The following is a 26,295-nucleotide window of genomic DNA, read 5'->3' on the forward strand; positions in this document are numbered from 1 at the left end:
AGATACGGTAGGTAAAAATACGAGCAAGATACAAAATTACATCAAGCAGCAACTAGAGCAGGATAAAATGGGAGAGCAATTGTCGATCCCGTATTCAGGTAGCCCGTTTACGGGCCGCAGGAACTAGTCATATGCAAATGTCAGATCACTACGCGCCTGCTAGGGCGCTGCTAGTAGGAGAGCCTTATAGGCGCATATGAAAAACCACCGGCTATGCCGGTGGATACTTTTTTTGCATCAGAGCATCAGGCTTTCCGTCTCTCACAACAGCTCACTTTTTCACGCCATGAGAGACGGTAATACCGGGCTCCCTTTTAAACGATGGTATTCAGACAAGGCGACTTTGTCAGCTAATGTATCCACATGAGCTTCAGATAAATTACACCAAAATACCTCAGCAGCTTCGAAAGACGAAATACTTCCTTCCCAATAACTGACGACATAATAATGCAATAGTTGCAGCTCAGTTGTCGGGTGATAGAGCGAACACAGGTAGTGATAACTTTTTGGGGTCACACCAAGCTCTTCCTGAATTTCACGGAGCAGTGCTTCTTTTTGCGATTCGCCGACTTCAATATGCCCACTGGGGATGGCGACGATATCAGGATCACACGTTTTATCTTTCGCACGCTTTTCCAGCAGAACTTGCGCATCATCAACCAATAAAAAAGACACACATTCATGTACTTTTATCATCTTCTTTCTCCTCCGGGGGGATGCCCTCCGACACAGCCATTACATCAGGATTGACCGATTCCTATCATCCAGCATACACCGATGTAAACCCACAGTGCTAATATCGATACCAAATACATCAGCCGAATCGTGCGCTGGATATCATCTCGCTCAATCAGACGCTTATCATCACCAATCCAAGGCTTTTCCACCCGTTGGCCAAAATAATCATTCGCGCCACCAAGTTGTATCCCCAGTGCTCCGGCAACGGCCGCTTCCGACCACGCACAATTGGGACTTTTATGTTGATAACGATCCCGCCAGCCAATTGTGAGAGCCCCTCGCGCATCGTAACGCAATAGCAAAGCCGCCAAAGCAAACAGCAGCCAGCTCAAACGTGCAGGTAACCAATTCGCCAAGTCGTCCATTTTGGCCGAGACATAACCCAATGCCCGGTATTTTGGGTTGTGATAACCGACCATAGAATCGAGTGTATTCACTGCTTTATACGCCATCGCCAATGGCACACCACCGAGAAACAGATAAAACATCGGTGCAATCATGCCGTCAACGGTATTTTCTGCCACTGTTTCAACCACGGCACGAGAAATCTGGGGATGCTCCAGACTGCGGGTATCCCGTCCCACAATATAAGACAACTGCCGACGGCTCTCTTCAATATCACCTTGCTCCTGCGCCCGATACACCAAGTTGGCACAATCCGCCAAACATCGGCCAGCTAATGTGGTGTAAGCCAACCACACCGTCACAGCAACCCCAACCCAAGGATGAATCGTCTCCGTAGCCTGAAGCACCAGCCAAGTCACACCCCAGCTTAACGTGACAATCACGATCCACAGTACGGCTCCGCCAGCGTAAAGCGCCCGTTCATGCTGACTCAAACGACGAATCAACTGTTCCAGCCGGGAAATCGCTGTGCCGATCCATCGAATCGGATGCGGCCAATGCGGTGGGTCACCGAGAATCAAGTCAAGGATAAAAGCACTACAATAAATCAACAGACTCATCGGCAAGTTCTGCCCCGTCGGAACCAGTTGAGCAGTAAATCAGGATTCTGACCAAAGTGCACATGGAGGTAACTCGCAAAGGTATTGTTAACTTGATAACCGCCTTGCCAGTGCTGCAAAATCTGGCCATCCCGCTCTTTGGTGCAGGTAAAAACCGGGGTAAGTTCGGTCGTGAACTCGGAGTAATGGAATTCATGCCCCCGAATGACCGCCCCTTGTGTGGCAATCAACACATCTTGATCCGCAGAAGCCTGACAATAGCCGAATCGCTTCAGCGAAGTCGTCATCGTACTATATCCCTGAAAAATGCCACACATCGGATACTGCTGCCCGGCCTGATCAATCAGACTTTCCCCCAAATACATCAACCCGCCACATTCGGCGTAAATCGCCACACCTTGTTCATGAGCGCGCTTCAAGCCATTCAACATCGCTTGATTCGCTGACAATTGTTCGGCATACAATTCCGGGAAACCGCCGCCAATATAGATCAAATCTGCATCCGGCACCGCCTGATCCTGCAACGGGCTGAAGCGAACAATTCGCACCCCGCTCGCGGCCAAAAGATCGAGATTATCCTGATAATAGAAATTAAAGGCTTCATCATAAGCCATTGCCAGTGTCAGCCCGTTTCCCTGCCCTTTTAATGCCGCAGTCAATGTATCATCCGTCACCGGTACCGGCGGCAACACTGAAACCTGAAGCAATAAATCCAGATCGAGGTGCTGTTCAATCTGCTCTGCCAGTTGATCCCAGGCATCATCATAAGCAGCTTGTTCATGCGCGGTGACTAATCCGAGATGACGGGAAGGTAGTTCGATTGCTTTGAGGTTGGGTAAACGTCCGAGCACGGGGATATCTGTATAACGTTCAATTGCGGTTTTCAGTAAATCGAAGTGGCCGTCCGAATTGACCTGATTGAGAATAACCCCGGCGATATTCAAAGCCGGATCAAACTGCTTAAATCCCAGCACGGTTGCTGCTGCCGATGTAGAGACAGCTTTACCATCAATCACCAGAATCACCGGACACCCCAATTGTTTTGCCATCCCGGCACTACTGCAATAATCCGGGTCAGTACCATAGCCGTCATATAACCCCATCACACCTTCGATGACGGCAACATCAACCTGAGTCACATGTTGGTAAAATGTATTCAATAGCACCGCCTGCGGTAACATAAACTCATCCAGATTTCTGGATATCGTGCCAGAAACTCGCGAATGCCACGCAGTATCAATATAGTCCGGACCGACTTTGAACGGCTGAACAGATAAACCTCTGCGTCGAAGTGCCCGCAGTAAACCTAATGTGAGGGTCGTCTTACCACTGCCACTACTCGTACCACCAATTAAGAATGCATTCATGTCGGTTTCAATTTGATTTTTAATGAAAAACAGTACCATAGCAGATGAGCCCGGCTCTGAGCACCACAAAGTTATCGATTTGGCCTACTTTGTCTACAAAAAACCTCATCATCTATGAATCGGCTCGAACTTCCTCATTTCAACCAGGATAAAAATGTAAACCTAGTCGAACATTAGAGCAGTCATCAGCATTGCATCGATGGCTTCATCAAATTTTCATATTGATCACCGATAATGCTAAGATCAGACGACAAGACATCCGCCACCGGCTTGAAACCACTTAAACGATATCAGTACGAACATTATGCCGTACTCTGTAAACTCACCTATCCTCGAATATTTCGGCATACCCGCTATGGTTTCGATCCCAACGGGCAACGAATCATCCGGGATCGGCATGGTAAAACCATCATTCGGGTGCTGTGGAGCCGTAAAAAAGACGAAGTCGTCGTCGTGTTCAAAGGCTCTCATTCAGTGAGTGACTGGGTACTGAATCTGGCGTTATGGCTGAGAGACTGCCGGCCGCTCGGACTGCCTTATCATATTCATGCAGGCTTGTATTATCTTTTACTACAGGAAAGCCAGCCGGTTCGTAATGAAGATAAACTCGGTATCAATGTACTGGAAAGGCTGGAAACCATTCTGTTACCGTTGATCGAGCAAGGGAAACGCGTCGTGCTGACCGGGCATTCATCCGGGGGTGCCATGGCATGTGTCGTCGCTGACTATCTGGAACGCAGGGTACCGAAAAGCATTAAACGTGTGGTCACTTTTGGTCAGCCGGCCGTCGGTAACTGGCACTTCTACAGACAATATTCCTTAAATCATAAAACCTATCGTATCTGTTGCGACATCGATATTGTGACCTTTTTACCGCCACTCCCGTTTATCTACTGGCATGTCGGTAAACTACTCTGGCTCTATAACGGGCGTATTTATGAAAATACGCCGACCTTGATCCGGCTCGGCCGTTCGCTGCTCAGTTGGGTGATTCGTCCGTTTTCTTATCATTTGATGAGTAAGTACATCCGCAATAAAGACTTCTTTGATGAACGCTGAAAAATGGAGTCACGAAAAAGACTGACCAAATTAATCGATAGTAGGGATTGAAAAAGTGGAGATGTAAAAAAGACGCTTAGAAAGCGTCTTTTTACCGGGATATGGAGGCGCGTCCCGGAGTCGAACCGAGGTCCACGGATTTGCAATCCGCTGCATAGCCACTCTGCCAACGCGCCAAATTATTTCGTTCTCAATCATTGTAGATGGTGCCCCGGGCCGGACTTGAACCGGCACAGCGCGAACGCCGAGGGATTTTAAATCCCTTGTGTCTACCAATTCCACCACCAGGGCAACGCTAAAAGCGATGGTAACACCACCTCTCATCGGCATGAACCGTGAGAACGAGGCATACTTTATCGGATTAAAAATCAAGGTCAACAAAAATTTCCTTATTATCAATCAAATGGCTAATAAACATGCGTATCGGTATAGACAACATACAATCAGGATAAAAACCAGCCACGTCTCAGCTGTCGATGGCGTCTCATTCAACCGTCAAGCATCAGGGCAACTTTCTCTTCATATTTTTATGTCATGTCACATGATTTTTGAATCTATCGGATTGTTGATAAACTGATTCCCCTTCGATATGCAACGGATTATCATGTTTTATCGTTAACGTTCAGCCACCCGGCTTACCCAAAAAGCAAAAAGAGAAGGGGAAATTTAAATGAGCGACAAACAATATGTACCGCCAAAAGTCTGGAAAAATGAACCCAGTTCAGGCAATCAATGGGCGAATATTAATCGCCCGGAGGCAGGGGCAAGATTTGAGAGAGATCTGCCCGTCGGCGAGCACCCATTTCAACTCTACTCACTAGGAACGCCAAACGGCCAAAAAGTAACGATCTTGTTTGAGGAGCTTTTAGCGCTGGGAATAAAAGACGCTGAATACGATGCTCATCTTATTAATATCGGCGATTCTGATCAATTTTCATCAGGATTCGTTGCCGTCAACCCAAACTCAAAAATTCCAGCGTTGGTTGATAACTCCGGCACTGAACCTGTGAACGTGTTTGAATCCGCTTCGATTCTGGTTCATCTTGCTGAAAAATTTGGCCATTTTTTACCGGCCAGTGGCCCGGCAAGAACACAAACATTAAACTGGTTATTCTGGGCACAAGGCTCTGCACCCTTCTTAGGGGGTGGCTTTGGTCATTTCTATGCGTATGCCGATGAAAAACAAGAATATCCGATTAACCGTTTCGCGATGGAAGTGAAACGTCAGTTAGATGTGTTAGATAAGCAACTTGCCAAAAATACTTACGTCGCCGGTGAAGAATATACCATTGCGGATATGGCCATTTGGCCTTGGTATGGCAACCTTGTGTTAGGCCGGGCATACGACGCTGCTGAGTTTTTACAGGTGCATACCTACGAGCATGTGGTTCGTTGGGCTCAACAGATTGAAGCACGTGAAGCAGTTCAACGTGGTCGTATTGTCAACCGAACGATGGGTGAAATATGGGAACAAGTGGCGGAAAGACATAGCGCAGCAGATATTGATCAAGCGCTAAAACTCAAACCATAACCTCCCAATAAAGCGCACTTACAAGGGTGCGCTTTTTTTTAAGAAAACCGTAAAATATCCAGTCGGCCAGCCAGCTCTGACTTTCGCTCAAACCATTTTCTGTATCTATTGATAGCCTGACAAATATAGATTGCTTTTCTCCGACGAGGTATTAGAATCCGCGTCGTTTGATGCTGTCGGGAACCAACATCGGCAGTTTATTCCTCATCTATTTGCAAAGGTAAGTATTCATGTCAATGAAATTAGCCAACCCAGCCCCTCTAGGCTTAATGGGTTTTGGTATGACCACTGTATTGCTCAATATTCACAATGCAGGGTTTTTCCCTCTGGATTCAATGATTCTGGCCATGGGGATATTTTATGGCGGTCTCAGTCAGGTCATTGTCGGTATCATGTGTTTTAAACGCGGTGACACATTCGGTACCACCGCTTTTACATCCTATGGCTTGTTCTGGTTAACCTTAGTCGGCCTGATTGTGATGCCGAAGATGGGTCTGCCAGCCAGTCCGGCTCATTTTATGGGATGCTACCTCGCATTGTGGGGCGTTTTCACCGGATTTATGTTTATTGGTTCTTTGTGCTATCCAATCGCCAAACAAGTGGTGTTCGGTTCTCTGACTATTCTGTTTGCCTTGTTGGCAATTCGCGATTTCACCGGTAATGAAACCATTGGGGTCATTGCCGGTTTTGAAGGTATTTTCTGTGGTGCAAGTGCCATCTACTTTGCTATGGCGCAAATGCTGAACCATGAATATGGTCGCGTTATTTTGCCTGTGGGCGATAAACGCAAAACCAACGTTCAACCCGCCGTTGCTTAAATCGTTGTTTAAACTAACGCTGTCCTTTCCCACTGAACAACGGTCAGACAATCATTATCAAAATCAGCCTGTTGAAACAGGCTGATTTTATTTATGTGACTTTTATTTATATAACACGCTTTATATTTATAATCAGACAACTGAGCGACAAAAATCAACTATCTGAACCGCGAATAGTCCATCTCAATATAAATAAACAGCACTAAATATTTCGTGTCACAAAATGTCACAAGTATCACTGGGTTTCTGAGATAAAATTTTACCAAGAACATGCTTTTGAACCGTCATGCAGACTGTGGTACTCTCGATAGGCGTGCTTTATAAATGTAAATCTCTTTACTCAACTTGTCTGTAAAGCAAGAAATTACACTTTATATACATAGGGTAAATAATAAAAACAACTTTGTTAGGTGATCAGGAGCTTTAATGTCAAACTTATATTTAAAAAAGGTTTTATGCCTTATCCCGGCGTCATGTCTAATCGCTTTCCCGGGGTATGCAGCAGAAAATGGTCTTTCACTCGGTCTCGGTGCTTCATATTCTACGTCAGTTTATAAAGACTACGATGAAAGTGCCCGCCCGTTTCCGCTCGTTAATTACGATAATCAAGTTTTCTTTATTCATGGCCTTTCAGCCGGTGCCTATTTGTATCAGGATGAATACAACGTATTACAAGCCTCTGTGTCTTATTACGCTCAGGAGTTTGATCCGGATGATGCGAACAACAGCCAGATGAAATTATTGGATCAAAGAGACAGCACAGCCATGGGAGCAATTTCTTATACATTTCGCTCACCGCTCGGGAATATCACGTCTTCGCTTGCTGTCGATATTCTTGATGAGACCGATGGTGGCATGATAGCTTCTGCACACTATAACTACCCCATTCCTTTTACACAGCAGTTGATGGTAATTCCTGAAGCGGGTATCAAATATACCAATAGTGACCTGAATCAGCATTATTATGGTGTCAGTTCAAGCGAATCAGCACGTAGTGGATTAACCGCCTACAATCCCGGCAGTGCAATCACACCTTATTTGGGCATTACATTCAGATATAGTGTCTCTGATACTTTAGGTGCATTTGTTTCCAGCCGTTATCAAGTATTACCTGACGAAATCCAAGATAGTCCGATGGTTGATTCCAGCCACACGATTCAAACCACCGCTGGTGTTTCTTACCAATTTTAATTTGGTCGCACCAAATAACGAAAACAGAGAGCCAAATGGCTCTCTGTTCATTTCTGAATAAATTATTTGACAGACGAACGACTTTTTATCAAACGGCCGATAATACCGGGATAATAACGCCAGCTATAGTCAAATATTTCCATTAACTGCGGATTCCCATACCGGGAAAGACTAATCGCATGAAAACGGTTATGTTGTGCTTTTAATGTATTGATCGCATCATTTAATTCCTGAGAAGGTTTCGGTGCCATAAAATCAGAGATCACCACCAAATCAGCATTCTTATATCGATCGCTATGCATGGTTTTAATTGCATCCGATAATGCCAGTTCCAGATCGGTTCCGCCTTTAAAGGTATAGCTCAGAAAATCACACACTTCTCTCAATCCATCTTGCTTGGTTAACTGATAGGTAATGATCTGTGTTGAAAAAATCACCACATAACAGTCCCTGTTATCCGCCAGAGCTATCTGCATCAAAGCATAGGCTACCGCTTTGGCACACTGTTCGGGAAATCCGTTCATCGAACCGGACGCATCAATACAAACCACAAAAGGCCCTTTTTCAATATCCACCTGAGCATTGGCTGGTTTTGATGTGGTTACTTTTGATAATGTGCGTGATTTCCCCTGCATTCGATAATTCAATAACCGTTTATCAATCAAATGCTTATAAAAAATGACTTCCAGCTCGGGATGCGCCAGAAACAGCATCTCATTCGGGAGAATTTTATTCAAATCATCACTCTGATGAACACCGACAATATCGTCAGTTGCCTGATCAGACTGTTCTTCAACCAACTGTAGTGTTTCGATACTTGCCCGTTGCAGGTCAGGATCATCCACCTCGCTGGCCATGCGCCCAAGGCTTTCCGCAATCTGTTGAATCTCCTTATGTTTTTTAAGAAACTCAGCATGTTTTTTCATCACAGCCAGATCAACTTTGCCCAGCTTGGCACTCGCCATATTCCACAGTCGGTGGATACTTTGCACATCATCAGTATCCGTGACTTGATCCATTGACCGCAATGTCTCAATCCGCTGATATAAGTCGTCCAATACCTTCTCTTTATTGGCTTCCAGCTCCATCACCTGCGCCTGTTTGAGCGCATTGGACAAACTGTTATACCATTGATCACAGAAGTAGCGCGGAAACATCGGATTACTGAAGTTTTTCTTCTGCTCACATAACTGACGGGCGGTTGTATAAAATGCAGAGTGCCATTCTAGCTGTTGCAATACTTCAGGAATTTTCCGGAAAAAAGTGTTTTCGTCCCAGTGAATCACTTCCTGATATAAAGCCAGCTCCTGTTGAAATCGCTCCGTTTCGCAAACATTGGTCATTTTTTTCTTCACCTGCCCACGCCACTTGAGCAAATGATTTTGTACCGAAGTATTCACTCCCCGGTTTTCAGCGGCAATCAACAGTTGAATGTTGTCCATCAGTTCATTTACTGCAGTATCAATTAACCCCGAATCGGCAATCATCATCGCGAGATTTAGTCCGTCAACGCCTAACATAACAATCTCCTACATGAAATACTGACTGAAATGATTCATCTGCTGAGCGGCTTCTTCGCACGCAGTTATTGAGTTCTCCAACTGTTGTTGTAATTGCTGTAATGAACTTTCCATCGCTACGGGAAGTTCAGGGTCGATAAAATGATGGGGCAACGCATCATGAAACTGCCGCGACGACTGACGTAAATGAGATGCAGTTTGCTCTAATTGATGATGAATCTGTTCAATCCGTGTTTGCCATGCCTGAAATAGCCGAGGCTGGTTTTGGTGTTGTGTCGTCACAACAGAAACCAGCACCGAACGATTGGCAATATCTTTGATGATTAATAAATCATCCGAGTCAACACCAAACTGAAAAGAGCACAGCGTGGTATTTTGGTTCACATAACCGAACAGCTCACCGCCCCCTTCGCGAATCACCTTATCAAAATCAGCTTTTGGTACATAAACCCAATGACAATATTTATCAGTATTTTCCGCATCGGTGACAGTTGTATGACTTTGGAGCAACACGATTTTGAGGAGGTCTTTGCGGTTACCGGATTGATAGGTCTTCGCATGTGTCAGATCATAGCTATAGACCTGTTTCTTAATCAGCCCGGCGGTTTTCTCGACCCCCAGCGGCATGGCATATTTTCCTTCCAGTTCCTGCTGAATATCCGTTAGTGCTTCTTGGCAGATATCGATTTGATGCTCGACATCTTGCTGATCAAACGCATATTTCAAGGCAAACTCACGAATGACATCCTTTACAATCGCAAGAGAGTCAGGACTATTCCACAAACAGTCCTGCAACAGAAACAGATCGAGTGGATTGATGCTGTCACGGCCATTAAAGAATGCACTGGCTTTGAGCAGTTTGACTGCTTTTTTCCAACGCCGATCAGAAACATACATTTCATCGGATGCCGTCAACGTACTGTTTTCCGCGGCGGTATCCAGCATTGATTTGAGCTGATAGAGTTTTTCAAACACATCATTACTCAACGTTAATTTATCTAAAGCCTGTTGCCACTCATGATACTCCTGATCGGTAATTGCCAGCCCCTCCGGAATATGGGCTTCTTGCGATGTACCAACCGTCAGCATCGACTTAAAGTTTTGTTTATTCTGGATACGATTCACAAAAATTCGCACCAAAATTCGGTCGAATAATGCCTCCAGACCACTGTCTTTATCCGGTAGCTCATTCGATGCAGAAACCAACAGACGCATAGGAACCCGCTCGACTTCACTACCATTGTTAAACGTTTTTTCATTCACGACCGTCAACAATGTATTCAAAATAGCGGGGCCTGCTTTCCAGATTTCATCTAAGAACACGACCTGAGCCGTCGGCAGATAACCTTGGGTTAGCCGAAGATAACGCCCATTATCTTTCAACTCTTGAATACTCAATGGGCCGAACACTTCTTCAGGCGTTGAAAAACGCGTCATCAGATATTCGAAATAGGAACTGTTCTCGAAGGCTTGAATCAGACGTTTCGCAATTAAACTTTTTGCGATTCCGGGAGGCCCCAACAGAAACACGCTCTCACCGGCAAGAGCAGCAAGCAGACAAATCTTAATCGCGTGTTCCCGTTCATAAACACCGTCAGCCAGTGCACCGGCTAACTTGTTAATTCTTTCTGACAGCAATGCCTTCTGCGAATGACTTGCAGGAATTGAACTTACCATGAAAATGACTCACTAGATTCACAAAATATGAAAGCGCTTGTTGTAATTTTTTATACCGCTTCAGTCTATTATAAGTTTATCTTGTTGTTAATTGAATGTTACAAAAAATTTAATTTATACTTCTGTTTTTATATCAGATCCACAATTCGTGCGATTGGTTGAAACCTATGTTTCCAAATATGAGTTTTGTATCATTAATGCTAGAGTAATGGGTTCAAACAAAAAACCTTTATTTTTGAGTGCCATAGAGGTATCGTTTGCCAAGAATACTCTATCACACTTCCGGACGATAACAGGCCGGATAAGTCAAAGGACTGTATGCGTAAAACGATACATCAGTGGAAACAGATTTCTTTGGTTGAAGAAGAAGTCATGCTACCAACCCATCGTCCAATCCTCCATACCACGATCATTCATCCGGGCGCAGCGGTGATCCTGCCTGTTAATCAACAAGGTGAGATTGTCATGTTGCGACAGTTTCGTCCGTCCATTCGAAAATGGCTGCTCGAATTACCTGCCGGAACCCGCGAAGATTCAGAAACACCTTTGGCATGTGCGCAACGAGAACTCGCTGAAGAAACCGGTTATCTTGCCAGCGAATGGGTTGCTTTAGGGCAGTTGACTCCGCTTGCCGGTTTCTGTGATGAGATTCAGCATCTGTTTGTCGCCAAAGACCTCTCTGTCACACAAGATTATCAACGTGATGATGATGAAGTGATTGATACCTTCTGTCTATCTATTCCAGCACTGGAAAAAAAGATTATCGACGGCGAAATTACCGATACCAAAACAATCGCTTGTTTGAGTAAAGCCAAGCTTTGTGGGTATATATAATAGCAACTTATCAGTTGTCCCGTGGATAAATCGGAATACCATCAAAACAGCGAGTTCAAAACTTGGATACAATTGGGAAACGCTCAACACTGGATTCCCACGACACCAAAACATCAAAAATGACCATAAAAAGACAAGGGCGTCGCAGCGCTCACGATGCCGAACAGACGCGTCAACAAATTTTACGCATTGCCACTGAGCTATTTTGTGAGTTTGGTTATACGCAAGTTTCGTTACGCACCATCAGCGAAAAAGTCGGTATCTCACATAGCCTGATTCGCCACCATTTTGGCAGTAAAGAACAAATCTGGTATTGCATTAGCGACAATATGCACCAATACATTACTCACTATTGTCAAACCATACTGATGCATTTACCGAAAGATATGCCGGTCAACGAACTCCTGTATCAATTTATTGTTCGTATGCTGGCCTTTACGCTGGCTAACAAACAACCGATCCAGTTGATGGCGGATGTCGTTCGTCAGAAAGGCAAACGATTCGATTATTTTATTGATCAATCCGGTGAAGTGGAGAAGCTGATTTTTCATCTGGCTGAAGATTACAACCAGCGTTTTCCGGAACACGCCATTAAAATTTGGGAAATCAAATGGCAAATGATCATGTTTGCTCACGGTGCTGCTTCTCTGGGTCCATTCCTGAATGAAACTTGGTCACAGGAATGTGAGAGCGAAAACGAGTGTCTGTTGAAACACTGGCAGATGTGCGATGAAATTATGGCGAAAAAATTGATGATACCGGCCTCATCCCGGTTACAGCCGCAACAACTTGATGAGCTGATTATTCAGCTGGCTCATCCAGACGAACCATACCTTACAACCCGAGTGAATGTGAGTTAAAGGCCATCAGTCATCCATTTCACCGGTTTGTTTGCTTTCAAACATGAATCGGTTTTTTCAAATGTGGATGACTGACTTCCAAAATCGGGGGGGAAGATTACATATCCGGATAACCGTCCGGATTATTTGACTGCCAGCGCCAACTATCCTGAACCATATCATCTAACGAACGAGTGGCACGCCACCCTAATTCTTGCATTGCTTTGGCAGGATCAGCCCAACACTCGGCAATATCTCCCGGACGACGTTCAACCAATTGATAGGCAATCGTCTGACCACATGCCTTTTCAAACGCATGAACCATATCCAGTACACTGTAGCCGATCCCGGTACCGAGGTTGTATACATGTAATCCGCTTTTCGTCCCAACTTTTTGCAAAGCTGCAATATGTCCGTCCGCGAGATCCATCACATGAATATAGTCCCGAACGCCGGTACCATCTTTGGTCGGATAATCATTACCAAAAATAGAAAGACACTCACGACGTCCCACCGCTACTTGCGCGACAAACGGCATCAGGTTGTTTGGAATCCCCTGCGGATCTTCACCAATTTCACCCGAAGGATGTGATCCCACCGGATTAAAATAACGCAGTAAAGTAATACTCCAGTCCGGATTCGCGTGTTGGAAATCAGTGAGACATTCCTCCACCATCAATTTACTTCTGCCATATGGGTTGGTCACCTGTGTCGGAAAACTTTCGACGATAGGCACAGAAGCCGGATCACCGTAAACCGTAGCTGATGAGCTGAAAATTAACGTTTTGACATTCGCGATCCGCATCGCATCAACCAGCACCAAAGTGCCACTGACATTATTTTCATAATATTCCAGTGGCTTCTGAACCGATTCGCCCACCGCTTTTAAACCCGCGAAGTGGATCACGGCCTCAATCTGATGCTCATTCATCACTTCAATCAATAAACTACGGTCACGAACATCACCGCGGATAAACACAGGCCGGTAACCCGCTATCTTTTCAATACGTTCCAAAACGGCTGGTTTGCTATTGTAGAGATTGTCTAAAATCACAGGCTTCATGCCTGCTTCAATCATCTGAATACAAGTATGGCTGCCGATATAGCCCATACCGCCGGTAATCAATACATTCATTGCCTAGCCTCTCCCATATGACATATACATAACTGTATGTTACTACACCAATGTAATCGTAAAGTCATTCTAGCTTGAAATTCCTGCGACATCTGTCCGGATTATAAGAATTACTCAGCGAATGATTCAGACCTATGAAGACTCAGGGCTCATATTAACACCCAATAATTTTAGCCAGTTCAACGGGATACCCCCGCGCCTGAGCTAGCTCAATTGCAAACTGCTCAACTCTGTCCGCTGCATGTGAAAGACTAATCGGATGCTGCTGTTCAATCGACGCTAAAGTCGAATGATCGGCCAACTGCCAGTGTGCTATCAGCTTTCTCGCTGCCTCTAAAGCCGATGATCCCTTTACAATTTCGATCCGGGCATAATTGTGGCCACTGAATGACACATCGGCAGCGCGCAACGTCTCATCTTCCCCCGGGATCTGCTGAGCACCAAACAGTGGCTTGCCATCAGGGTAAGCGCGACAGTAGTCAGGCATAAACTTGCCGATATGTGCAATCGCATGACGCGTTCGGGCTTCAACCACAGCATCCGGCCAACCGTTGGTGAGTTTCATCTGCAACACGTCTGGCAGAATCGGCTGCGATGAATGGAGCGGACTTCTCGTTAAGCCATCATCAAACAAAGTGATGGCTTTGGTCATCCCATGCAACTGAAACACACCATCAGCATATGGCGTAAGCTGAGCCATTCCCTGTGGTGTCCCGCGCTGACCATGAAAAATCACTTCGGGCCAGAGGCTATCTTCTCCCGGCCATTTCGCGATATATGCGGCCTTAAATTCAGCCATCCGATACTGAGGGTTCTTGGTCAGGTCATCTAGTTTACCCGTCTCATATCCACAAGCATTGACTAAATAATCCACAACCAGTGTATGGGGTTGTGAATCCTCATCGTGATAAGTCAAATGCCACTGTCCGTCACGCATTTGCGCATCAACCAACGTACTGTTCGTTAATAGCTGACAGTGAGGTAACTGTTGAAGGGTTAACATCGCGGTTGCAGCAAGACGGAAAACACTCCACCCATATTCTTGCACCGCAATGACGGGATACTGAATCAGATCCAAATCAACATGCTTGGCAAAAGGAATCAGCCAGTCATCCATACAAGCAGGTTCTTGCGGCTGAGAGCTCAATCTGAGTCGCTCTAAATCTGCCCGCTCATAGAGTTGATAATATTCGTCCGGAGCCCCCAGAACTGCATTACAGGCATCCTGCTGAACCATCGCCTGATAAGCCTGCTTTACCGCTTCTAACCGGGGTAATAATGCTTGTGGATGTTCGGGATCAGTGATTGGTGTCGCGATCACGGTCGGACGTTTATTCACGGTATGTCGATATAGCCGAATCGTATCAACCGACTGTCTTAATAAATCCAGGCACTGTTGTTGAGAGATCTCTCGATATAGGTTTCCACCGGCATGAAGATGACAGATTGGCGGGCCATTAACCAGGCTCGGGCCACGTTCCATCAGAACAACGTCTAAGCCCTGTTCACCTAAATGAACTGCAGCCGTCGCTCCTGCAACGCCACCACCAATAATCGCAATCCGGGGTTTTTGGCGATTCGATGAATTATTCTGCATCACTACTCTATCTTGTCTGACGTGTCCACATTGTATATGCACAAAAACTTAATTTAAATCACATTTTTGATAGGGTTTTCCTTGAATCATTCATTCATCTGCAAGAATAATTTTTTCAAAAAAAACACTTGACGAGAACTCTATCTATCTCGAATTTCGTGTTTTGAACACATCAAAACTGACGGTAACATATTGAATGTACACATGTGATTTCTCAAATTATCACTCATGCTTGTCCACTTATCCCAAACTTTATCCACTGTTTTTGTGGATAACTGCTCCGACAACTGAACATGCAACCCCTCATTGAGGAGAAAACGGGAAGGTGTCCGTTTATAAATCACACGCTGCCTTATCCAACCCGCTGATAGCTCCATATTTCGCCCTGATTAGCTAAAGAGATACCACAAAGCTTACAACCTGATTGTTTATGATTGCCGATTTTGCTCATGCTTATTTTTCTATTGCGACTCATGACTAATTTTACCTTGGCTTACTTCTCTATAACTGAGACACTTATGCCGCAACTTACATTAGGCAAAAAAATATGAAACTTTTAGTTCGCAATCTAGCGCGTACAACGACTGAACATGACATTCGTGTTCTTTTTTCAACTCATGGCACAGTCACTGTGTGCAACTTGGTTTTAGACCAGGAAACAGGATTATCAAAAGGCTTCGCGTTTGTTGAAATGCCCGACGACGATGAAGCAAAAGCTGCAATCCAAAAACTAAACCTTTCAAGCTTCGCGAAAAGCACCATCAGGGTTAAACGCGCACAAAACTGACACCCTAGAAGCCAGCCGTTCATTACACGGCTGGCTTTTCTGACCGGCCTTCCCTTCACCTGTTGATAAGTTGATAAACCAGATTAGAGTGCCAGAGCCATTATCGTCCCCCGTGACACAACACTTGCCTCATTTACCCGATTGAATGTACTAAATGCGCAAAGCCGTTTTCAACTAAACTGCTTTCCATCATTGCAATAACCTTTCGGCTTGTCTCAGCAGGTATCACATCAGATTGGTATTCATGATTAAGGATAAGTGAAGAGACATGCTCAATCTCGTATTCAAATCCACCCCCTCTCGCAGGTGAGGTTATTCTATGGTTTTTACCTTGATAGAAAAGGTCGATGTTTTGGGGGTTCCACCACTTATCATGAATCACGATTTCCAACTCAGACCCTTTTATGATTGCTTCGCGCTTTAGATCACGCGTAATCGAAGCCCCGATTCTACCCTTGACCTCACCATCAAACATAAATTCAACCGTTTCATCGACCTCAGAATGAGCATTATCTGTGATATATTTTACTGACGGTTTACACACCGGGCGTTGCATGAGATGGCATAAATCGACATATAACCATAAAGCATACACTCCGACATCCAGTGTTGCACCGCCGCATAAATCAGGATTGAATATTCTCAATTGACTATCAAAGTCGTGCCAATTACCAAAAGCCGCTTCAACTGAATTGATTTTGATCTGGTTATCCAGAATAAACTGCCGCAGTGACTGATAAGCCGGGAAAGCAACTGATTTCATTGCTTCAACTAACAGTAAGCCTTTTTCGTTGGCCAGCGAGGACATTGCATCCCAGTCATCAACATTAGTAAAAGCTGGCTTTTCAACCAAAACATGCTTGCCGTGTTTCAGAAACAGTTCCACCATGCTTCTGTGGAAAGGATGCAGGGTTGCAATGTAGACCACATCAACGTTCGAGTCTTGTGCCAGTGCCTGATATGAACCATAACTTCTCTGGCACTTAAATTCATTAGCAAATGCGTCAGCCCGCAACTGATTTCTTGCCGCGACAGCGTATAACTCTCCGTTTGGAACATGTTGCGTCAAATCTTTCACAAAACGATGCGCGATTTCACCTAGCCCGGCGATTCCCCAACGAACCTTCTTATTCATCATCGACATCCCTAATCACGTTAAATATTTGAACAACAATACTATTACGGCAACTCAGGTATCAAGTATAACCATTTGTCTCTGAGCCAGAGTTTAACTCAGCGGGTCAAAGACAGACGAAATGGATGGAGAAATAAAACCACACAATTAGCCTGCATCCAATTGAGACCGCACCACCGACAAACACTCTTCAGCTTTGCGCTTGCGCCGATCCTGATGACTCAAATATGCCAACGGCACAATAATAAATAAGGCACCAATCACGAGAAACAGATCGACCGGCTCATTGAAGATAACCCAACCCAGTATCGCTGCAAATAACAACCCTGAATACTCGGCACTACTCACTTGGCTGGATGCCACATGTCGGTAACCCTGTAAGCATGCCAAACTATAAAAAACTGAGCACACCGCAGATCCGCCAGCGTATAATAAACCATCAAAATTCCAAGGTTCATTTTCCCACAAAGCCAAACAAGCCGTTAATGGCAAGGCCGATACGTGAGTAATCAACAGCCCGAAGAACAGATTTTGCTCCTTCGGTAACTTGCGGATCAGCAAACTATTGGTCGCCAGTACCACAGCGAATGACACGGCACTGATCATGCCCCAGCTGACTTGTGAAGGGCGCAAAATAATCAACACTCCCACAAAACCAGATACCGCAGCAATCACAATACCAGCCGTAATTTTCTCCTTAAAGAAAATCCCTGCAAACAGAACAATCAGAATCGGCGCGATATAAAACACTGTATTCGCCGTAGCCAGCGGAAGCTGTGTCAAAGAGAATACCAGTAGGATACTTGCCAACACCCAAAGATTGCCCCTTAACACATGCAGCTTAAGACCAATATCCCCTTTAAAATCAATATACTTATAGGCCAGCGGCAGTACAACAAGACAACTCATCAACAGACGCATAAAGGTAAACTGATACACAGCGACACTACTGCCCGCCATCTTGATAAATACATCACAAAGGATCGCGAAAAGGTTACCGATCACAAGAATCAAAATAGCACTACCAACCGTTTTTCCAGACATCGCTCCTCCTCACACCAATCGAATGTATCAAGAATTGCAGTCTAGTCTCGACTTCCCTAATCATAAAATGATATATCCTGACCTAGTATTAGTTTTTTGGATAATAAACATGCTACCACCACTGAAGGCATTACCCGTCTTTGAAGCCGTTGCCAGATTAAACAGCTTTTCACTCGCCGCGCAGGAACTCAACCTAAGCCAAAGCGCAGTGTCTCATCAGATCCGCGCCTTAGAAAATCACTTAGGAGAAAGCCTCTTCCACCGCCAAGGACGCTATCTCAGCCTGACGTCAGAGGGAAAACATTATCGGGATGCGATTAGCAGCTCTTTGTCACAGATTGCCCACGCGAGCAACCTGATAAGAGGGGAGAGTGAAACCAAAGTCAGAATCGCGGTATACAGCTCTTTTGCCGTTTGTTGGTTAATGCCACGTCTGCCAGATCTGATGAGGCTGCATCCCAATCTGGACATCAGCATTACCATGGCGCACGACTCACTAGAACTTTCTGACAAAACAGCGGATTGTTTCATTACCACTGACCGTGACAAACGCGGCTTTGATTTTAAGCACATCTACAGAGAGCGGCTCTTTCCCGTTTGCAGTCCCGCATTTTATGAGTCGATGAAAAACACGCTCAATCTCCGCTCAGACAAAGATATAGCCGACTTGCTGAAGACACATCCCGAAAGACTGGGCGACTTTCCTCTAGTGACCTCGTTTGGTATCTACAACGTATATACCGAAGACTGGCGCAGATGGTTTGCCGAAACAGGCAATCCCCTGCCCGACGACCTGCAACTGCATAAATTCAGTCACTTACTGCTCGCTTATGAAGCTGCCAAATATTCGCTTGGTATCGGTTTAATCAATGACTATATGTTTAATGAGGATAGAACCAAGGATGACCTGATCCGCCTCCCCACTCATCATATCGAAACCGGTGACGAGTTTTACTTTGCCTATAAGTATTCAAGGCGAAATGAACCGGGCATTGCGGAGGTTAAACGATGGTTAATCAATGAAGCTGCGGAGCTGCAGCCAGATGACTGAGGGAGGAAGTATAACCCTCAATCTGTTACTAAGACTGGATGAGCTAACGATGCTGCGGGATTCATCCCCCAGTTGCTAGTCTAGTATCGCGATATCACACATCAATTTAGGGGAGAGGTTATTTTTTATATTTGTTATATAAACCATCGACCGAGTATTCAAACAGTTCTTTAATATGATGCTTCGCCTCTGCAATCGAAACCAACTCAAAATCAACCAACACCGATTTGCGACCAAATATCCGCATCACACCGCGTTGATAAACCACATCCAAATCCAAAAACCCACGATCAGTTTCTACCGGAGTAAATTGGTAGCTCGCATATTGCCCCTCAGCATCGCCAAGAAGAAAAAAGAAACCACCGCCTTCACCAAGCGTCTCAAATAGCGCCAACTCCTGAGCCCAAGGATAGTTATCAATTATTTCGCAAGCTTCACAATGAGATTTCAACGTTCTTTCATGATCAATAAGCTCGGTTCCGCCTTCGCGATGTTGATAGAATACTTTGACTATATTCATAGCATAATCCTGTCCTGATTCAGTTCACGAATAACGCTGATTCCCCTCAAACGAGAATTCATTGACAGTCATATCACAACACTGAAGTCTCTGTCACTAAAACAGCTCAGTACCTGTCAGAGAGCGAGCCCTTTCATTTGATAACAAACAAAAGGCTTTTGGCCTCATTCACCGACCAAAGCCTTCTGTGACAACATTACAAAGAAATATCTCGCTGCACGCCTGATTCACGGGCAAAATCATGATCATGACTAACCAGAATGAAACCGCCACGATAGTTGCACAAAGCTTGTGCCAAAATGACTTTTGATTCGAGATCGAGGTAATTATCGGGCTCATCAAGTAATAACAAAGGTTGTTCAGGTTGATGGCTGATGATCAACATCGCTAACTTCATTTTCTCGCCGCCACTCAGCGTATAACCCAGACGAAAAACACTGTCACGACGAAACCCAATCCCGGCCAGCAATGTTCTGGCATCGCTTGCTTTGAGCCCACCACACTGTTGCATCAAATTATCCAGTATCGATAACTTGGGTTGAACCGTCCCAAAATGCTGATCAAGATAATACAATGGCGTGTTCAATCGCAGTTCCCCTTGTTGAAGAGCAACCTCGCCGAATAACGTTTTCAACAACGTTGATTTCCCACTGCCATTGTTACCTGTCAGATGAATCTTTTCATTGGCACAGACTTGGAATGAGATGGGCTGAGTCCGGCCAAACGACAATACACCGTCAAGCATCGAAACCACCTTACCTGCGTGGCTTTGGCTATCTTCAAGATAGAGCTTTTGCCCTTTCAGTTGCTCTTTTCTCGCCTTTAATAACTGTGTTTTATTTTGGAGGTGAGCCTGACGAAGTTGCTCGTTTTTACTGCGACTTGAACTACTTGCGGTGGCTTTATCTTTTTTCGCATCGAGCAAGATTTTCCCGTGGCTACCGGCCTGACGTAATTTGTTCCCTTGCGCCGCTCTTTGCTCTGCTTTTTCTCGATTGCGCTGAGCTTGTACTGCCAGCTTTTTTCTCTGCTTATCAACGCTTGCAAGTTGTCGGTCGACCGCTTGCAACTCGGTACGCTTCTGTTCAGCGTAAACATCGTAGTTACCACCAAATACTTGTAATCCAAGCCCGGACAGCTCCCAAATTTCTTCCATGTCACGCAGCAGTACCCGATCATGACTAATGAGTAAAATCGCACCGTTGAACGCTCGCATCGATGCCAACAACCATTGCTTGGCCTGAACATCAAGATGGTTAGACGGTTCATCGAGAATCAGCAGCTCAACGTCACTGGCAAACATCTGCCAAAGCTTTAGTCGCGCTAATTGTCCCCCACTCAAACGGGCGCAGGGAAAGTCGGCATCTGGTGGCAATCCTAGCACTTCAAGTTGCTGAATGAGTTGTATGAGTAAATCCCACTGATCCCCAATCACATCAAACCAATGTTCTGAACAATCGCCGGCTTCAACCTGCTTTAACGCTTCAAGTACATGGTGTTTGCCCAAGAACTGCGCAATAGAAAGCTCACCGGATAGCAAATCCGACGGTTGCTGGCGATACACTAAAAATGACTTGGGTAACGTCACCGTTCCACTCGATGGCTGTTGTTCGCCACTTAAAATTGAAGCGAGTATCGATTTACCCACCCCATTGCGACCAACCAAGCCGACACGATTTTTAATCATGGAACATGATAATTGTTGAAACAGCTTTTCACCGTTATCAAATTGATGACTGATGTTGTAAGCCTGTAATACTGGCATAGTTGCCTCCTGTAATGACAGGGACATCAGCCGTAGCTAGACAGTGACAAAGGATGACATCAATACAAATACCCGGTAAATACACGCTGTTATCCGAGCAATTAGAGATTCAAAATGTATTTGTAAAGAAATATCGGAAAGTGAGCTACGCCGACTAACCCTGTAGATCCAAAAATAAAATGAGTAATGGATGACAGGTTTAGTTGTTCATATTGGCGTAATCTCCTCAAGAAGTGATGGGGAAAAGATACTGGATTCAGCCGCGTTTCGTCAAGGAACAGCGGCCTGAAAAGGCAAATCTTGGTTGAAATTGCGAGCTGTCTTTAAACTTTACTCAACGTAAAATCATCGATTCGAACCGATAAAAGGCTACCTGCGGGTAGCCTTTTGTTTAGTTGTGCCTTTTCTACCAAGATGCATGTTCATCCAAGAAACTAGTCACCCAGAACAAAGGCGCGTTCCAGTTGACTGTCACTTCATTCATCGTCCATGCACCGATATCATCGATCCAGCAGGTTTGCCCGGTACAATTACCTTTCAGCGTCGCCGCAACCGGATCACTGAAATCCATAGAGTTCGGACCGCCTGAGATCACGCCGGGTGGAACAATCGGGAGATCAGGATTTTCAGAATGCGCCCAGAACCGATGATGAGGATTTTGCAGCGGATAAGTGCCATAGCCTGAAATATAAGAATGATCCATCGGGTTACGTCCTAACATATAGTCCATTGCATCAGACATTGCCTGTAAATACTTCTGGGTTTTCGTCCAGTCAAAAGCAAGTCCGAGGAAGATACTGCGGTTCATCAGATTCGAGTTTGAACCCCATGGATATTGATCGCTCTGATAAGGAATCAGATACCCTTGTGTCTTGACACTGGCTTCATAGATATCCGCTGTTTTGAGAAGATTTGCACGCGCCTTCTCAATCGTGCTTTTATCGAGACTATTCGGGACGAGTGCTAACGAAACCGTGCCGGCGCTGCCCATATTTGCCCATGACAGATCATCGCTGGTCGTCGGTGTAGTCAAATAATAAGGAGACTGCTCAAGCGCGGTTTTGTATTCCCCCTTACCTGTCGTGACAAACAACTCAGCAGCAGCCCAGTAGAATTCATCCGCCAGATGGGTATCGCCATAAGGGCCGGAGCCGTCAAAGTTATCATAGGCATACACATTGTTGTGAACATTGGCCGCCTGCCATGCTCTTTCAGCAGCGGATAAACATTTGTCTGCATACGTTGCATCCAGAGGACGCCAGATCCGGGCACATTGTGCAGCTGTCGCGGCCAGATTCAATGTTGCCGCAGTGCTTGGGTAGCTCAGGAAGCGTGGTTGGGGATCTTCATAAGGCGGTAGAGGGACGCCCGTCCATTTTGCATCGGCTATTTTATGGAAAACCATGCCACCGGCATCGATTTCTGTCAGTTTTAACGCAGACAAATGACCGGACTGATCACCCACCGGCACCGAGACTTTTTTATGTTCCGGGACTTGCATGGCCAGCATAAAGTCCATCATCCACTTAGCTTCATCCAGTAAATCATTATACTGGTTAGACTGCTCGGGGATCTGAACCATACCGTCAGCAAATGCACTGGTATGATTGGTTTTATAGAGCTTTTCACGCTCGTAATAATTCATCAGTGTCCAGACCGAAATCCCGCCATTCACCACGTATTTACCGTGGTCGCCGGCATCGTACCATCCACCGGTGACATCCAGAGAAAAGTTACATCCGGGCCAGTCATTCCCTTTCGCATCGGTTTGATTAAAGCAGGTCACGATTTCCTGCGGATGGCCTGCCGGACGGGCTAAATCAGCACGCTGAACGTAGGCATTTTCAATTTCAATTCCGCTGCGTTGTTGATAGAAGAAAGACAGCGCATCATATTTCATTGTCTTGTAAATATCATGGCCGATATCAAACGGATGACTTTTCTGGCCGTTTACCTCAAGAATGATATCCTCTTCCGGTGTCTGTACCTGACTGAAATCAGCAATCTGCACCTGCTCTCCTGAAGCACTGTTAAGACCAAATGGAATGGTCTGACCTTCAGCAATCACCTCTCCCTGAGCGTCCAGCAACTGCCACGGCAACGGTGTCTGAGTATCGGTCTGAATGGTCGCCCGTTTTTTTGCATTTAACAGATAACCCACCTGATTGAGACGGACAGCGGAGCGCCGATCTTCTTCTTGGTAACTCGGACCATACAAGGAGATATCACTCAGGCACACGGTATTCCCCGGCTGAGCCCCGACCTGAAAAGCCAACTGTGCTTTTTTATCTCTGGCTGACGGTTTAATCTCAAATTCAAATGATTGCACCGTGTTATTTAAGGAGATCAGCTTATTCATATAGTTGGTGTAAGGTTCACCATCGTGCTGCAGCACCGCGGTTAAATTGGCGGCATTCTGGGCCATCGCACTAAATCGGAGGGTATATATTTCATCTTTTAGCAATTTTAGATTCGACTGACCTAAAACCACATCCCACGGATTCTCTCCGCCATCAGTGAAGGTAATACATCCCATTTGATCCTGAGTGTTAAAGGTACCACCAGATGCCCACCAACCGGTATCTCCCTGAAAATTACCATTGATCAGAATATCGACTATGGAACTTTGTTGATTTTGTACCTTGTCCTGATGCTGTGAACTTTGCGCTGCATAACTGCCATTCACACCAATCAGGCTGCAAACAATCGCAGCCAATACTGTTGATTGAATATTTTTCATCTAAGCCTCTTGTTGTGTATCAATGTCACTGTAAAAATAAATTCGCCAGCTTATTGATCGTTATTAGTGTTTGAACCAATGTTAAATCATAGTCAATGGATTGATTTTGCTCCGCTCGTTCAGGATTCATCTTTAATCTTTATGAACACGGTTCAATATATTCACGGATTAGTTATCCCTAATAACAATAAGGATTTAGAGTTGGGATTGGTGTTAAATTTGGGTGCCGGAGGCTGGGAAGGTAAAACTTGTAATGCCGGTGTTTGGGGGTGAGAAATGGTGATTCTGCGGTTTGGTGCGTAATCAAGTTCTTCGATTTCATTAGCATCCTCGAACGCGCCCCAGTTACTTTTGATAGATGTCAAAAGTAACCAAAAGCATCTTTTTGAGTTCAGCACGCGTAATCAGGGGCGCTTTTATTCGCTCCTGCTAGGCCTTTTTGTTGAGGGATAGCTTAAAATTCTTCCCTGAATTTTACCCTGAGAGCATCGATCAATTGAGCTTCGTTGATTCAATGTTTCACTTCACTCAAATCAGCCACTCAACCAAGAAAACCATTCCGGGAGAATGGTTAGGCTTTTCCGGGCAGGACGCCCGTAAAAGCTGGTTCTGGACAACGTGCGATTCAGCCAAAACAAAAGATTTTCTGGTTCGTCTTTCATCTCTGAAAGATGAACTGGCGCACTGAGTACCGATGTTTCTGAAATCGAGGAACAAAATGTGCGTCAAATTTGGGAGCCGACGAGACTGTTCATTATTTTGTGTCACGCCCATTTTTATAAATCCAGATATGGAGTGAGCCAGCCTTCAAAGTGGATGCTAAGCTGAGACAGTGTCAGGTTCCAGTTCTGCACCGGAGAGACTGTAAAAGATTCTGTGTAAACGGAAAAGCCCTATTTACCAGCGTCCATTTTTTCAGGGAGGGTTACAATTACACCAGTCGTTCTTATCGGCAACTGTTGTGGCGTTATCAAATCAAGCAAAGCTTATCTAGGCGAGGTAATTGTTGGGACAATAGCCCGATGGAGCGGTTCTTCAGAAGTCTAAAGACAGAATGGATACCGGTGTCGGGTTATAGGAGTTTTAGCGAAGCAAGACAGCATATAACTCGTTACATCACAGGTTATTACAGCCAACTTAGGCCCCATCAATATAATGGTGGGCTGACACCCAATGAGTCTGAACGACTATATTGGAAAAACTCTAAAACCGTGGCCAATTTTAGTTGACCACTACATGTCGTATTCATTGTCCACCACTTTATGAGCTGGTGTTTGTCGCTCTTTTCGGACTTTTTTTAATGGTTTTAACATCTTACTTGGGTAAGTATCATCGGGAAACCTAAAGGATAATGCTATCCACTCTTCAAGTAGACGTAAGGTTCCTTTACGAACACGTTCGTAAATGTCACCCTCAATCGGTTTTAGCTCCTCCAACTCCAATGTACCTTCAAAGAAAGGTTTATTGATATTTTCGGATAGAAACTTATCTAATAAGTTGATGAAGTCATAATAGTTCTTTGATGTTGGAGAAAAGAAGAACGTGAAGTTTTTGGGACTATGCTCTCCATCAAGCTCTTTTCGAAATAAAGGAACGCCAAAAATTGATTCTGTTAATTTATGGATAGCATTTATTTCATCAATTAAAGCACTAAACATGGACTTAGAAGTAATCCATTGACCAAGAATTACATTGTTATAGTGATCTTCTAATACCTTACATTCAGTGTAAGGTATTTCCTTAGTGCTCCTGACCTGCCCCCAAGAATTAATCCAAAATTTCATTAGTAATGCTTATTAAATCACCATTGTTCGTTACTGTTCTTGTGGTTGCTGCAAACTCAGATGGAGTCAGATAATCCAGTGCTGAGTGAGGACGATTTTCATTGTAATCCATACGCCAGCTACTGATGAGTTCACGAGCATGACTCAGATCCCGAAACCAATGTTCGTTTAAACATTCATCGCGGAACTTTCCGTTAA

General features: G+C 44.9%; 24 protein-coding genes, 2 tRNA genes and 2 pseudogenes. 12 read left to right on the forward strand and 16 right to left on the reverse strand.

The annotated features are described in order from the left end of the window. Positions 1–127: pseudogene (locus VR7878_RS18525) on the forward strand (IS200/IS605 family transposase); the annotation flags it as partial. Between the two features lie 152 nt (positions 128–279). Here VR7878_RS18525 and VR7878_RS18530 read toward each other — a convergent pair. From VR7878_RS18530 to VR7878_RS18540, 3 genes are read right to left on the reverse strand one after another with little or no spacing between them, the layout of a single operon-like run. Beyond that, on the reverse strand, positions 280–696 hold the full coding sequence (locus VR7878_RS18530; RefSeq protein ID WP_077337499.1) for an NUDIX hydrolase: 417 nt from the start codon (positions 694–696) through the stop codon (positions 280–282). Between the two features lie 44 nt (positions 697–740). Then, the gene (cbiB, locus tag VR7878_RS18535; protein ID WP_077337500.1) at positions 741–1,703 is read right to left on the reverse strand and encodes an adenosylcobinamide-phosphate synthase CbiB; all 963 of its coding nucleotides are present in this window, start codon (positions 1,701–1,703) and stop codon (positions 741–743) included. Next, entirely contained in the window at positions 1,700–3,070 is a 1,371-nt protein-coding gene (locus VR7878_RS18540; protein ID WP_077337517.1) for a cobyrinic acid a,c-diamide synthase CobB, read from the reverse strand. The genes cbiB and VR7878_RS18540 overlap by 4 nt, the downstream gene beginning before the upstream one ends. Before the next feature lie 270 nt (positions 3,071–3,340). Between VR7878_RS18540 and VR7878_RS18545 the strand changes: the two genes are divergently transcribed. Further along, positions 3,341–4,129 (forward strand): lipase family protein, encoded by a 789-nt coding sequence (locus VR7878_RS18545; protein ID WP_077337518.1) that lies wholly within the window; start codon positions 3,341–3,343, stop codon positions 4,127–4,129. Positions 4,130–4,231: 102 nt separating this feature from the next. Here the strand turns inward: VR7878_RS18545 and VR7878_RS18550 are convergent. Both VR7878_RS18550 and VR7878_RS18555 read right to left on the reverse strand, forming a co-directional pair. Further along, positions 4,232–4,305 (reverse strand) — tRNA-Cys (locus tag VR7878_RS18550). Between the two features lie 28 nt (positions 4,306–4,333). After that, positions 4,334–4,420: transfer RNA gene (locus VR7878_RS18555), tRNA-Leu, on the reverse strand. Positions 4,421–4,799: 379 nt separating this feature from the next. Between VR7878_RS18555 and yghU the strand changes: the two genes are divergently transcribed. The 3 genes from yghU (at position 4,800) to VR7878_RS18570 (ending at position 7,669) form a co-directional block, all read left to right on the forward strand. After that, entirely contained in the window at positions 4,800–5,660 is an 861-nt protein-coding gene (gene yghU / locus VR7878_RS18560; RefSeq protein ID WP_077337501.1) for a glutathione-dependent disulfide-bond oxidoreductase, read from the forward strand. A 230-nt stretch (positions 5,661–5,890) separates the two neighbouring features. Next, the gene (locus tag VR7878_RS18565; RefSeq protein ID WP_077337502.1) at positions 5,891–6,478 is read left to right on the forward strand and encodes an acetate uptake transporter; all 588 of its coding nucleotides are present in this window, start codon (positions 5,891–5,893) and stop codon (positions 6,476–6,478) included. Positions 6,479–6,904: 426 nt separating this feature from the next. Beyond that, complete coding sequence (locus VR7878_RS18570; RefSeq protein WP_077337503.1) at positions 6,905–7,669, forward strand: MipA/OmpV family protein; 765 nt, start codon at positions 6,905–6,907, stop codon at positions 7,667–7,669. A gap of 62 nt (positions 7,670–7,731) precedes the next feature. On the opposite strand, the gene viaA is transcribed toward VR7878_RS18570, so the two are convergent. Beyond that, positions 7,732–9,189 (reverse strand): ATPase RavA stimulator ViaA, encoded by a 1,458-nt coding sequence (viaA, locus tag VR7878_RS18575; RefSeq protein ID WP_077337504.1) that lies wholly within the window; start codon positions 9,187–9,189, stop codon positions 7,732–7,734. Positions 9,190–9,198: 9 nt separating this feature from the next. Next, complete coding sequence (locus tag VR7878_RS18580; RefSeq protein ID WP_077337505.1) at positions 9,199–10,866, reverse strand: ATPase RavA domain-containing protein; 1,668 nt, start codon at positions 10,864–10,866, stop codon at positions 9,199–9,201. A 318-nt stretch (positions 10,867–11,184) separates the two neighbouring features. On the opposite strand from VR7878_RS18580, the gene VR7878_RS18585 reads away from it, so the two are divergent. Both VR7878_RS18585 and VR7878_RS18590 read left to right on the forward strand, forming a co-directional pair. Continuing rightward, positions 11,185–11,700 carry an NUDIX hydrolase gene (locus tag VR7878_RS18585; RefSeq protein ID WP_077337506.1) on the forward strand — a complete coding sequence of 172 codons (516 nt, stop codon included), beginning with the start codon at positions 11,185–11,187 and terminating at the stop codon, positions 11,698–11,700. Positions 11,701–11,819: 119 nt separating this feature from the next. Continuing rightward, positions 11,820–12,560 carry a TetR/AcrR family transcriptional regulator gene (locus VR7878_RS18590; RefSeq protein ID WP_077337507.1) on the forward strand — a complete coding sequence of 247 codons (741 nt, stop codon included), beginning with the start codon at positions 11,820–11,822 and terminating at the stop codon, positions 12,558–12,560. Between the two features lie 97 nt (positions 12,561–12,657). Here the strand turns inward: VR7878_RS18590 and galE are convergent, their stop codons facing one another. Beyond that, on the reverse strand, positions 12,658–13,674 hold the full coding sequence (galE, locus tag VR7878_RS18595) for a UDP-glucose 4-epimerase GalE (protein ID WP_077337508.1): 1,017 nt from the start codon (positions 13,672–13,674) through the stop codon (positions 12,658–12,660). 154 nt (positions 13,675–13,828) lie between these two features. Next, a complete protein-coding gene (locus tag VR7878_RS18600) occupies positions 13,829–15,271 on the reverse strand; it encodes an FAD-dependent oxidoreductase (protein ID WP_077337509.1) in 1,443 nt (480 codons plus the stop codon). Between the two features lie 547 nt (positions 15,272–15,818). On the opposite strand from VR7878_RS18600, the gene VR7878_RS18605 reads away from it, so the two are divergent. Beyond that, a complete protein-coding gene (locus VR7878_RS18605; RefSeq protein WP_077337510.1) occupies positions 15,819–16,058 on the forward strand; it encodes an RNA recognition motif domain-containing protein in 240 nt (79 codons plus the stop codon). Positions 16,059–16,191: 133 nt separating this feature from the next. On the opposite strand, the gene VR7878_RS18610 is transcribed toward VR7878_RS18605, so the two are convergent. After that, the gene (locus tag VR7878_RS18610) at positions 16,192–17,196 is read right to left on the reverse strand and encodes a Gfo/Idh/MocA family protein (protein WP_077337519.1); all 1,005 of its coding nucleotides are present in this window, start codon (positions 17,194–17,196) and stop codon (positions 16,192–16,194) included. Between the two features lie 144 nt (positions 17,197–17,340). Then, a complete protein-coding gene (locus VR7878_RS18615; protein ID WP_077337511.1) occupies positions 17,341–18,237 on the reverse strand; it encodes a DMT family transporter in 897 nt (298 codons plus the stop codon). A gap of 109 nt (positions 18,238–18,346) precedes the next feature. On the opposite strand from VR7878_RS18615, the gene VR7878_RS18620 reads away from it, so the two are divergent. Then, complete coding sequence (locus VR7878_RS18620) at positions 18,347–19,288, forward strand: LysR substrate-binding domain-containing protein (RefSeq protein WP_077337512.1); 942 nt, start codon at positions 18,347–18,349, stop codon at positions 19,286–19,288. Positions 19,289–19,406: 118 nt separating this feature from the next. Here VR7878_RS18620 and VR7878_RS18625 read toward each other — a convergent pair whose 3' ends face one another. From VR7878_RS18625 to VR7878_RS18635, 3 genes are all read right to left on the reverse strand, one after another. Then, positions 19,407–19,808 carry a hypothetical protein gene (locus VR7878_RS18625; RefSeq protein ID WP_077337513.1) on the reverse strand — a complete coding sequence of 134 codons (402 nt, stop codon included), beginning with the start codon at positions 19,806–19,808 and terminating at the stop codon, positions 19,407–19,409. A gap of 196 nt (positions 19,809–20,004) precedes the next feature. Continuing rightward, the gene (locus VR7878_RS18630; protein ID WP_077337514.1) at positions 20,005–21,573 is read right to left on the reverse strand and encodes an ATP-binding cassette domain-containing protein; all 1,569 of its coding nucleotides are present in this window, start codon (positions 21,571–21,573) and stop codon (positions 20,005–20,007) included. 406 nt (positions 21,574–21,979) lie between these two features. Then, on the reverse strand, positions 21,980–24,313 hold the full coding sequence (locus tag VR7878_RS18635) for a glycoside hydrolase family 9 protein (RefSeq protein WP_205409490.1): 2,334 nt from the start codon (positions 24,311–24,313) through the stop codon (positions 21,980–21,982). A gap of 78 nt (positions 24,314–24,391) precedes the next feature. Between VR7878_RS18635 and VR7878_RS18640 the strand changes: the two genes are divergently transcribed. From VR7878_RS18640 to VR7878_RS18645, 3 genes and pseudogenes are all read left to right on the forward strand, one after another. After that, positions 24,392–24,586, forward strand: a complete 195-nt coding sequence (locus VR7878_RS18640) for a hypothetical protein (RefSeq protein WP_139344152.1) — start codon at positions 24,392–24,394, stop codon at positions 24,584–24,586. A 241-nt stretch (positions 24,587–24,827) separates the two neighbouring features. Then, positions 24,828–25,001, forward strand: coding sequence for a hypothetical protein (locus VR7878_RS21140; RefSeq protein WP_159440501.1), 174 nt, complete (start codon positions 24,828–24,830; stop codon positions 24,999–25,001). A gap of 232 nt (positions 25,002–25,233) precedes the next feature. After that, a pseudogene (locus tag VR7878_RS18645) lies at positions 25,234–25,542 on the forward strand (integrase core domain-containing protein); the annotation flags it as partial. Between the two features lie 3 nt (positions 25,543–25,545). On the opposite strand, the gene VR7878_RS18650 reads toward VR7878_RS18645, so the two are convergent. Both VR7878_RS18650 and VR7878_RS18655 read right to left on the reverse strand, forming a co-directional pair. Beyond that, entirely contained in the window at positions 25,546–26,097 is a 552-nt protein-coding gene (locus VR7878_RS18650) for a hypothetical protein (RefSeq protein WP_077337516.1), read from the reverse strand. Then, the coding region (locus tag VR7878_RS18655) for an integrase core domain-containing protein (RefSeq protein WP_139344037.1) at positions 26,081–26,295 on the reverse strand (215 nt) is incomplete at its 5' end. The genes VR7878_RS18655 and VR7878_RS18650, both read right to left, overlap by 17 nt.

It is taken from the genome of Vibrio ruber DSM 16370, from assembly GCF_900163965.1.
Taxonomy (GTDB): domain Bacteria; phylum Pseudomonadota; class Gammaproteobacteria; order Enterobacterales; family Vibrionaceae; genus Vibrio; species Vibrio ruber.

Coding starts and splice junctions, on each gene's coding strand:
- VR7878_RS18530 (WP_077337499.1), bottom strand. CDS start 696: ATGATAAAAGTACATGAATGTGTGTCTTTTTTATTGGTTGATGATGCG.
- cbiB (WP_077337500.1), bottom strand. CDS start 1,703: ATGAGTCTGTTGATTTATTGTAGTGCTTTTATCCTTGACTTGATTCTC.
- VR7878_RS18540 (WP_077337517.1), bottom strand. CDS start 3,070: ATGAATGCATTCTTAATTGGTGGTACGAGTAGTGGCAGTGGTAAGACG.
- yghU (WP_077337501.1), top strand. CDS start 4,800: ATGAGCGACAAACAATATGTACCGCCAAAAGTCTGGAAAAATGAACCC.
- VR7878_RS18565 (WP_077337502.1), top strand. CDS start 5,891: ATGTCAATGAAATTAGCCAACCCAGCCCCTCTAGGCTTAATGGGTTTT.
- VR7878_RS18570 (WP_077337503.1), top strand. CDS start 6,905: ATGTCAAACTTATATTTAAAAAAGGTTTTATGCCTTATCCCGGCGTCA.
- viaA (WP_077337504.1), bottom strand. CDS start 9,189: ATGTTAGGCGTTGACGGACTAAATCTCGCGATGATGATTGCCGATTCG.
- VR7878_RS18580 (WP_077337505.1), bottom strand. CDS start 10,866: ATGGTAAGTTCAATTCCTGCAAGTCATTCGCAGAAGGCATTGCTGTCA.
- VR7878_RS18585 (WP_077337506.1), top strand. CDS start 11,185: ATGCGTAAAACGATACATCAGTGGAAACAGATTTCTTTGGTTGAAGAA.
- VR7878_RS18590 (WP_077337507.1), top strand. CDS start 11,820: ATGACCATAAAAAGACAAGGGCGTCGCAGCGCTCACGATGCCGAACAG.
- galE (WP_077337508.1), bottom strand. CDS start 13,674: ATGAATGTATTGATTACCGGCGGTATGGGCTATATCGGCAGCCATACT.
- VR7878_RS18600 (WP_077337509.1), bottom strand. CDS start 15,271: ATGCAGAATAATTCATCGAATCGCCAAAAACCCCGGATTGCGATTATT.
- VR7878_RS18605 (WP_077337510.1), top strand. CDS start 15,819: ATGAAACTTTTAGTTCGCAATCTAGCGCGTACAACGACTGAACATGAC.
- VR7878_RS18610 (WP_077337519.1), bottom strand. CDS start 17,196: ATGATGAATAAGAAGGTTCGTTGGGGAATCGCCGGGCTAGGTGAAATC.
- VR7878_RS18615 (WP_077337511.1), bottom strand. CDS start 18,237: ATGTCTGGAAAAACGGTTGGTAGTGCTATTTTGATTCTTGTGATCGGT.
- VR7878_RS18620 (WP_077337512.1), top strand. CDS start 18,347: ATGCTACCACCACTGAAGGCATTACCCGTCTTTGAAGCCGTTGCCAGA.
- VR7878_RS18625 (WP_077337513.1), bottom strand. CDS start 19,808: ATGAATATAGTCAAAGTATTCTATCAACATCGCGAAGGCGGAACCGAG.
- VR7878_RS18630 (WP_077337514.1), bottom strand. CDS start 21,573: ATGCCAGTATTACAGGCTTACAACATCAGTCATCAATTTGATAACGGT.
- VR7878_RS18635 (WP_205409490.1), bottom strand. CDS start 24,313: ATGAAAAATATTCAATCAACAGTATTGGCTGCGATTGTTTGCAGCCTG.
- VR7878_RS18640 (WP_139344152.1), top strand. CDS start 24,392: ATGTTAAATCATAGTCAATGGATTGATTTTGCTCCGCTCGTTCAGGAT.
- VR7878_RS21140 (WP_159440501.1), top strand. CDS start 24,828: ATGTTTCACTTCACTCAAATCAGCCACTCAACCAAGAAAACCATTCCG.
- VR7878_RS18650 (WP_077337516.1), bottom strand. CDS start 26,097: ATGAAATTTTGGATTAATTCTTGGGGGCAGGTCAGGAGCACTAAGGAA.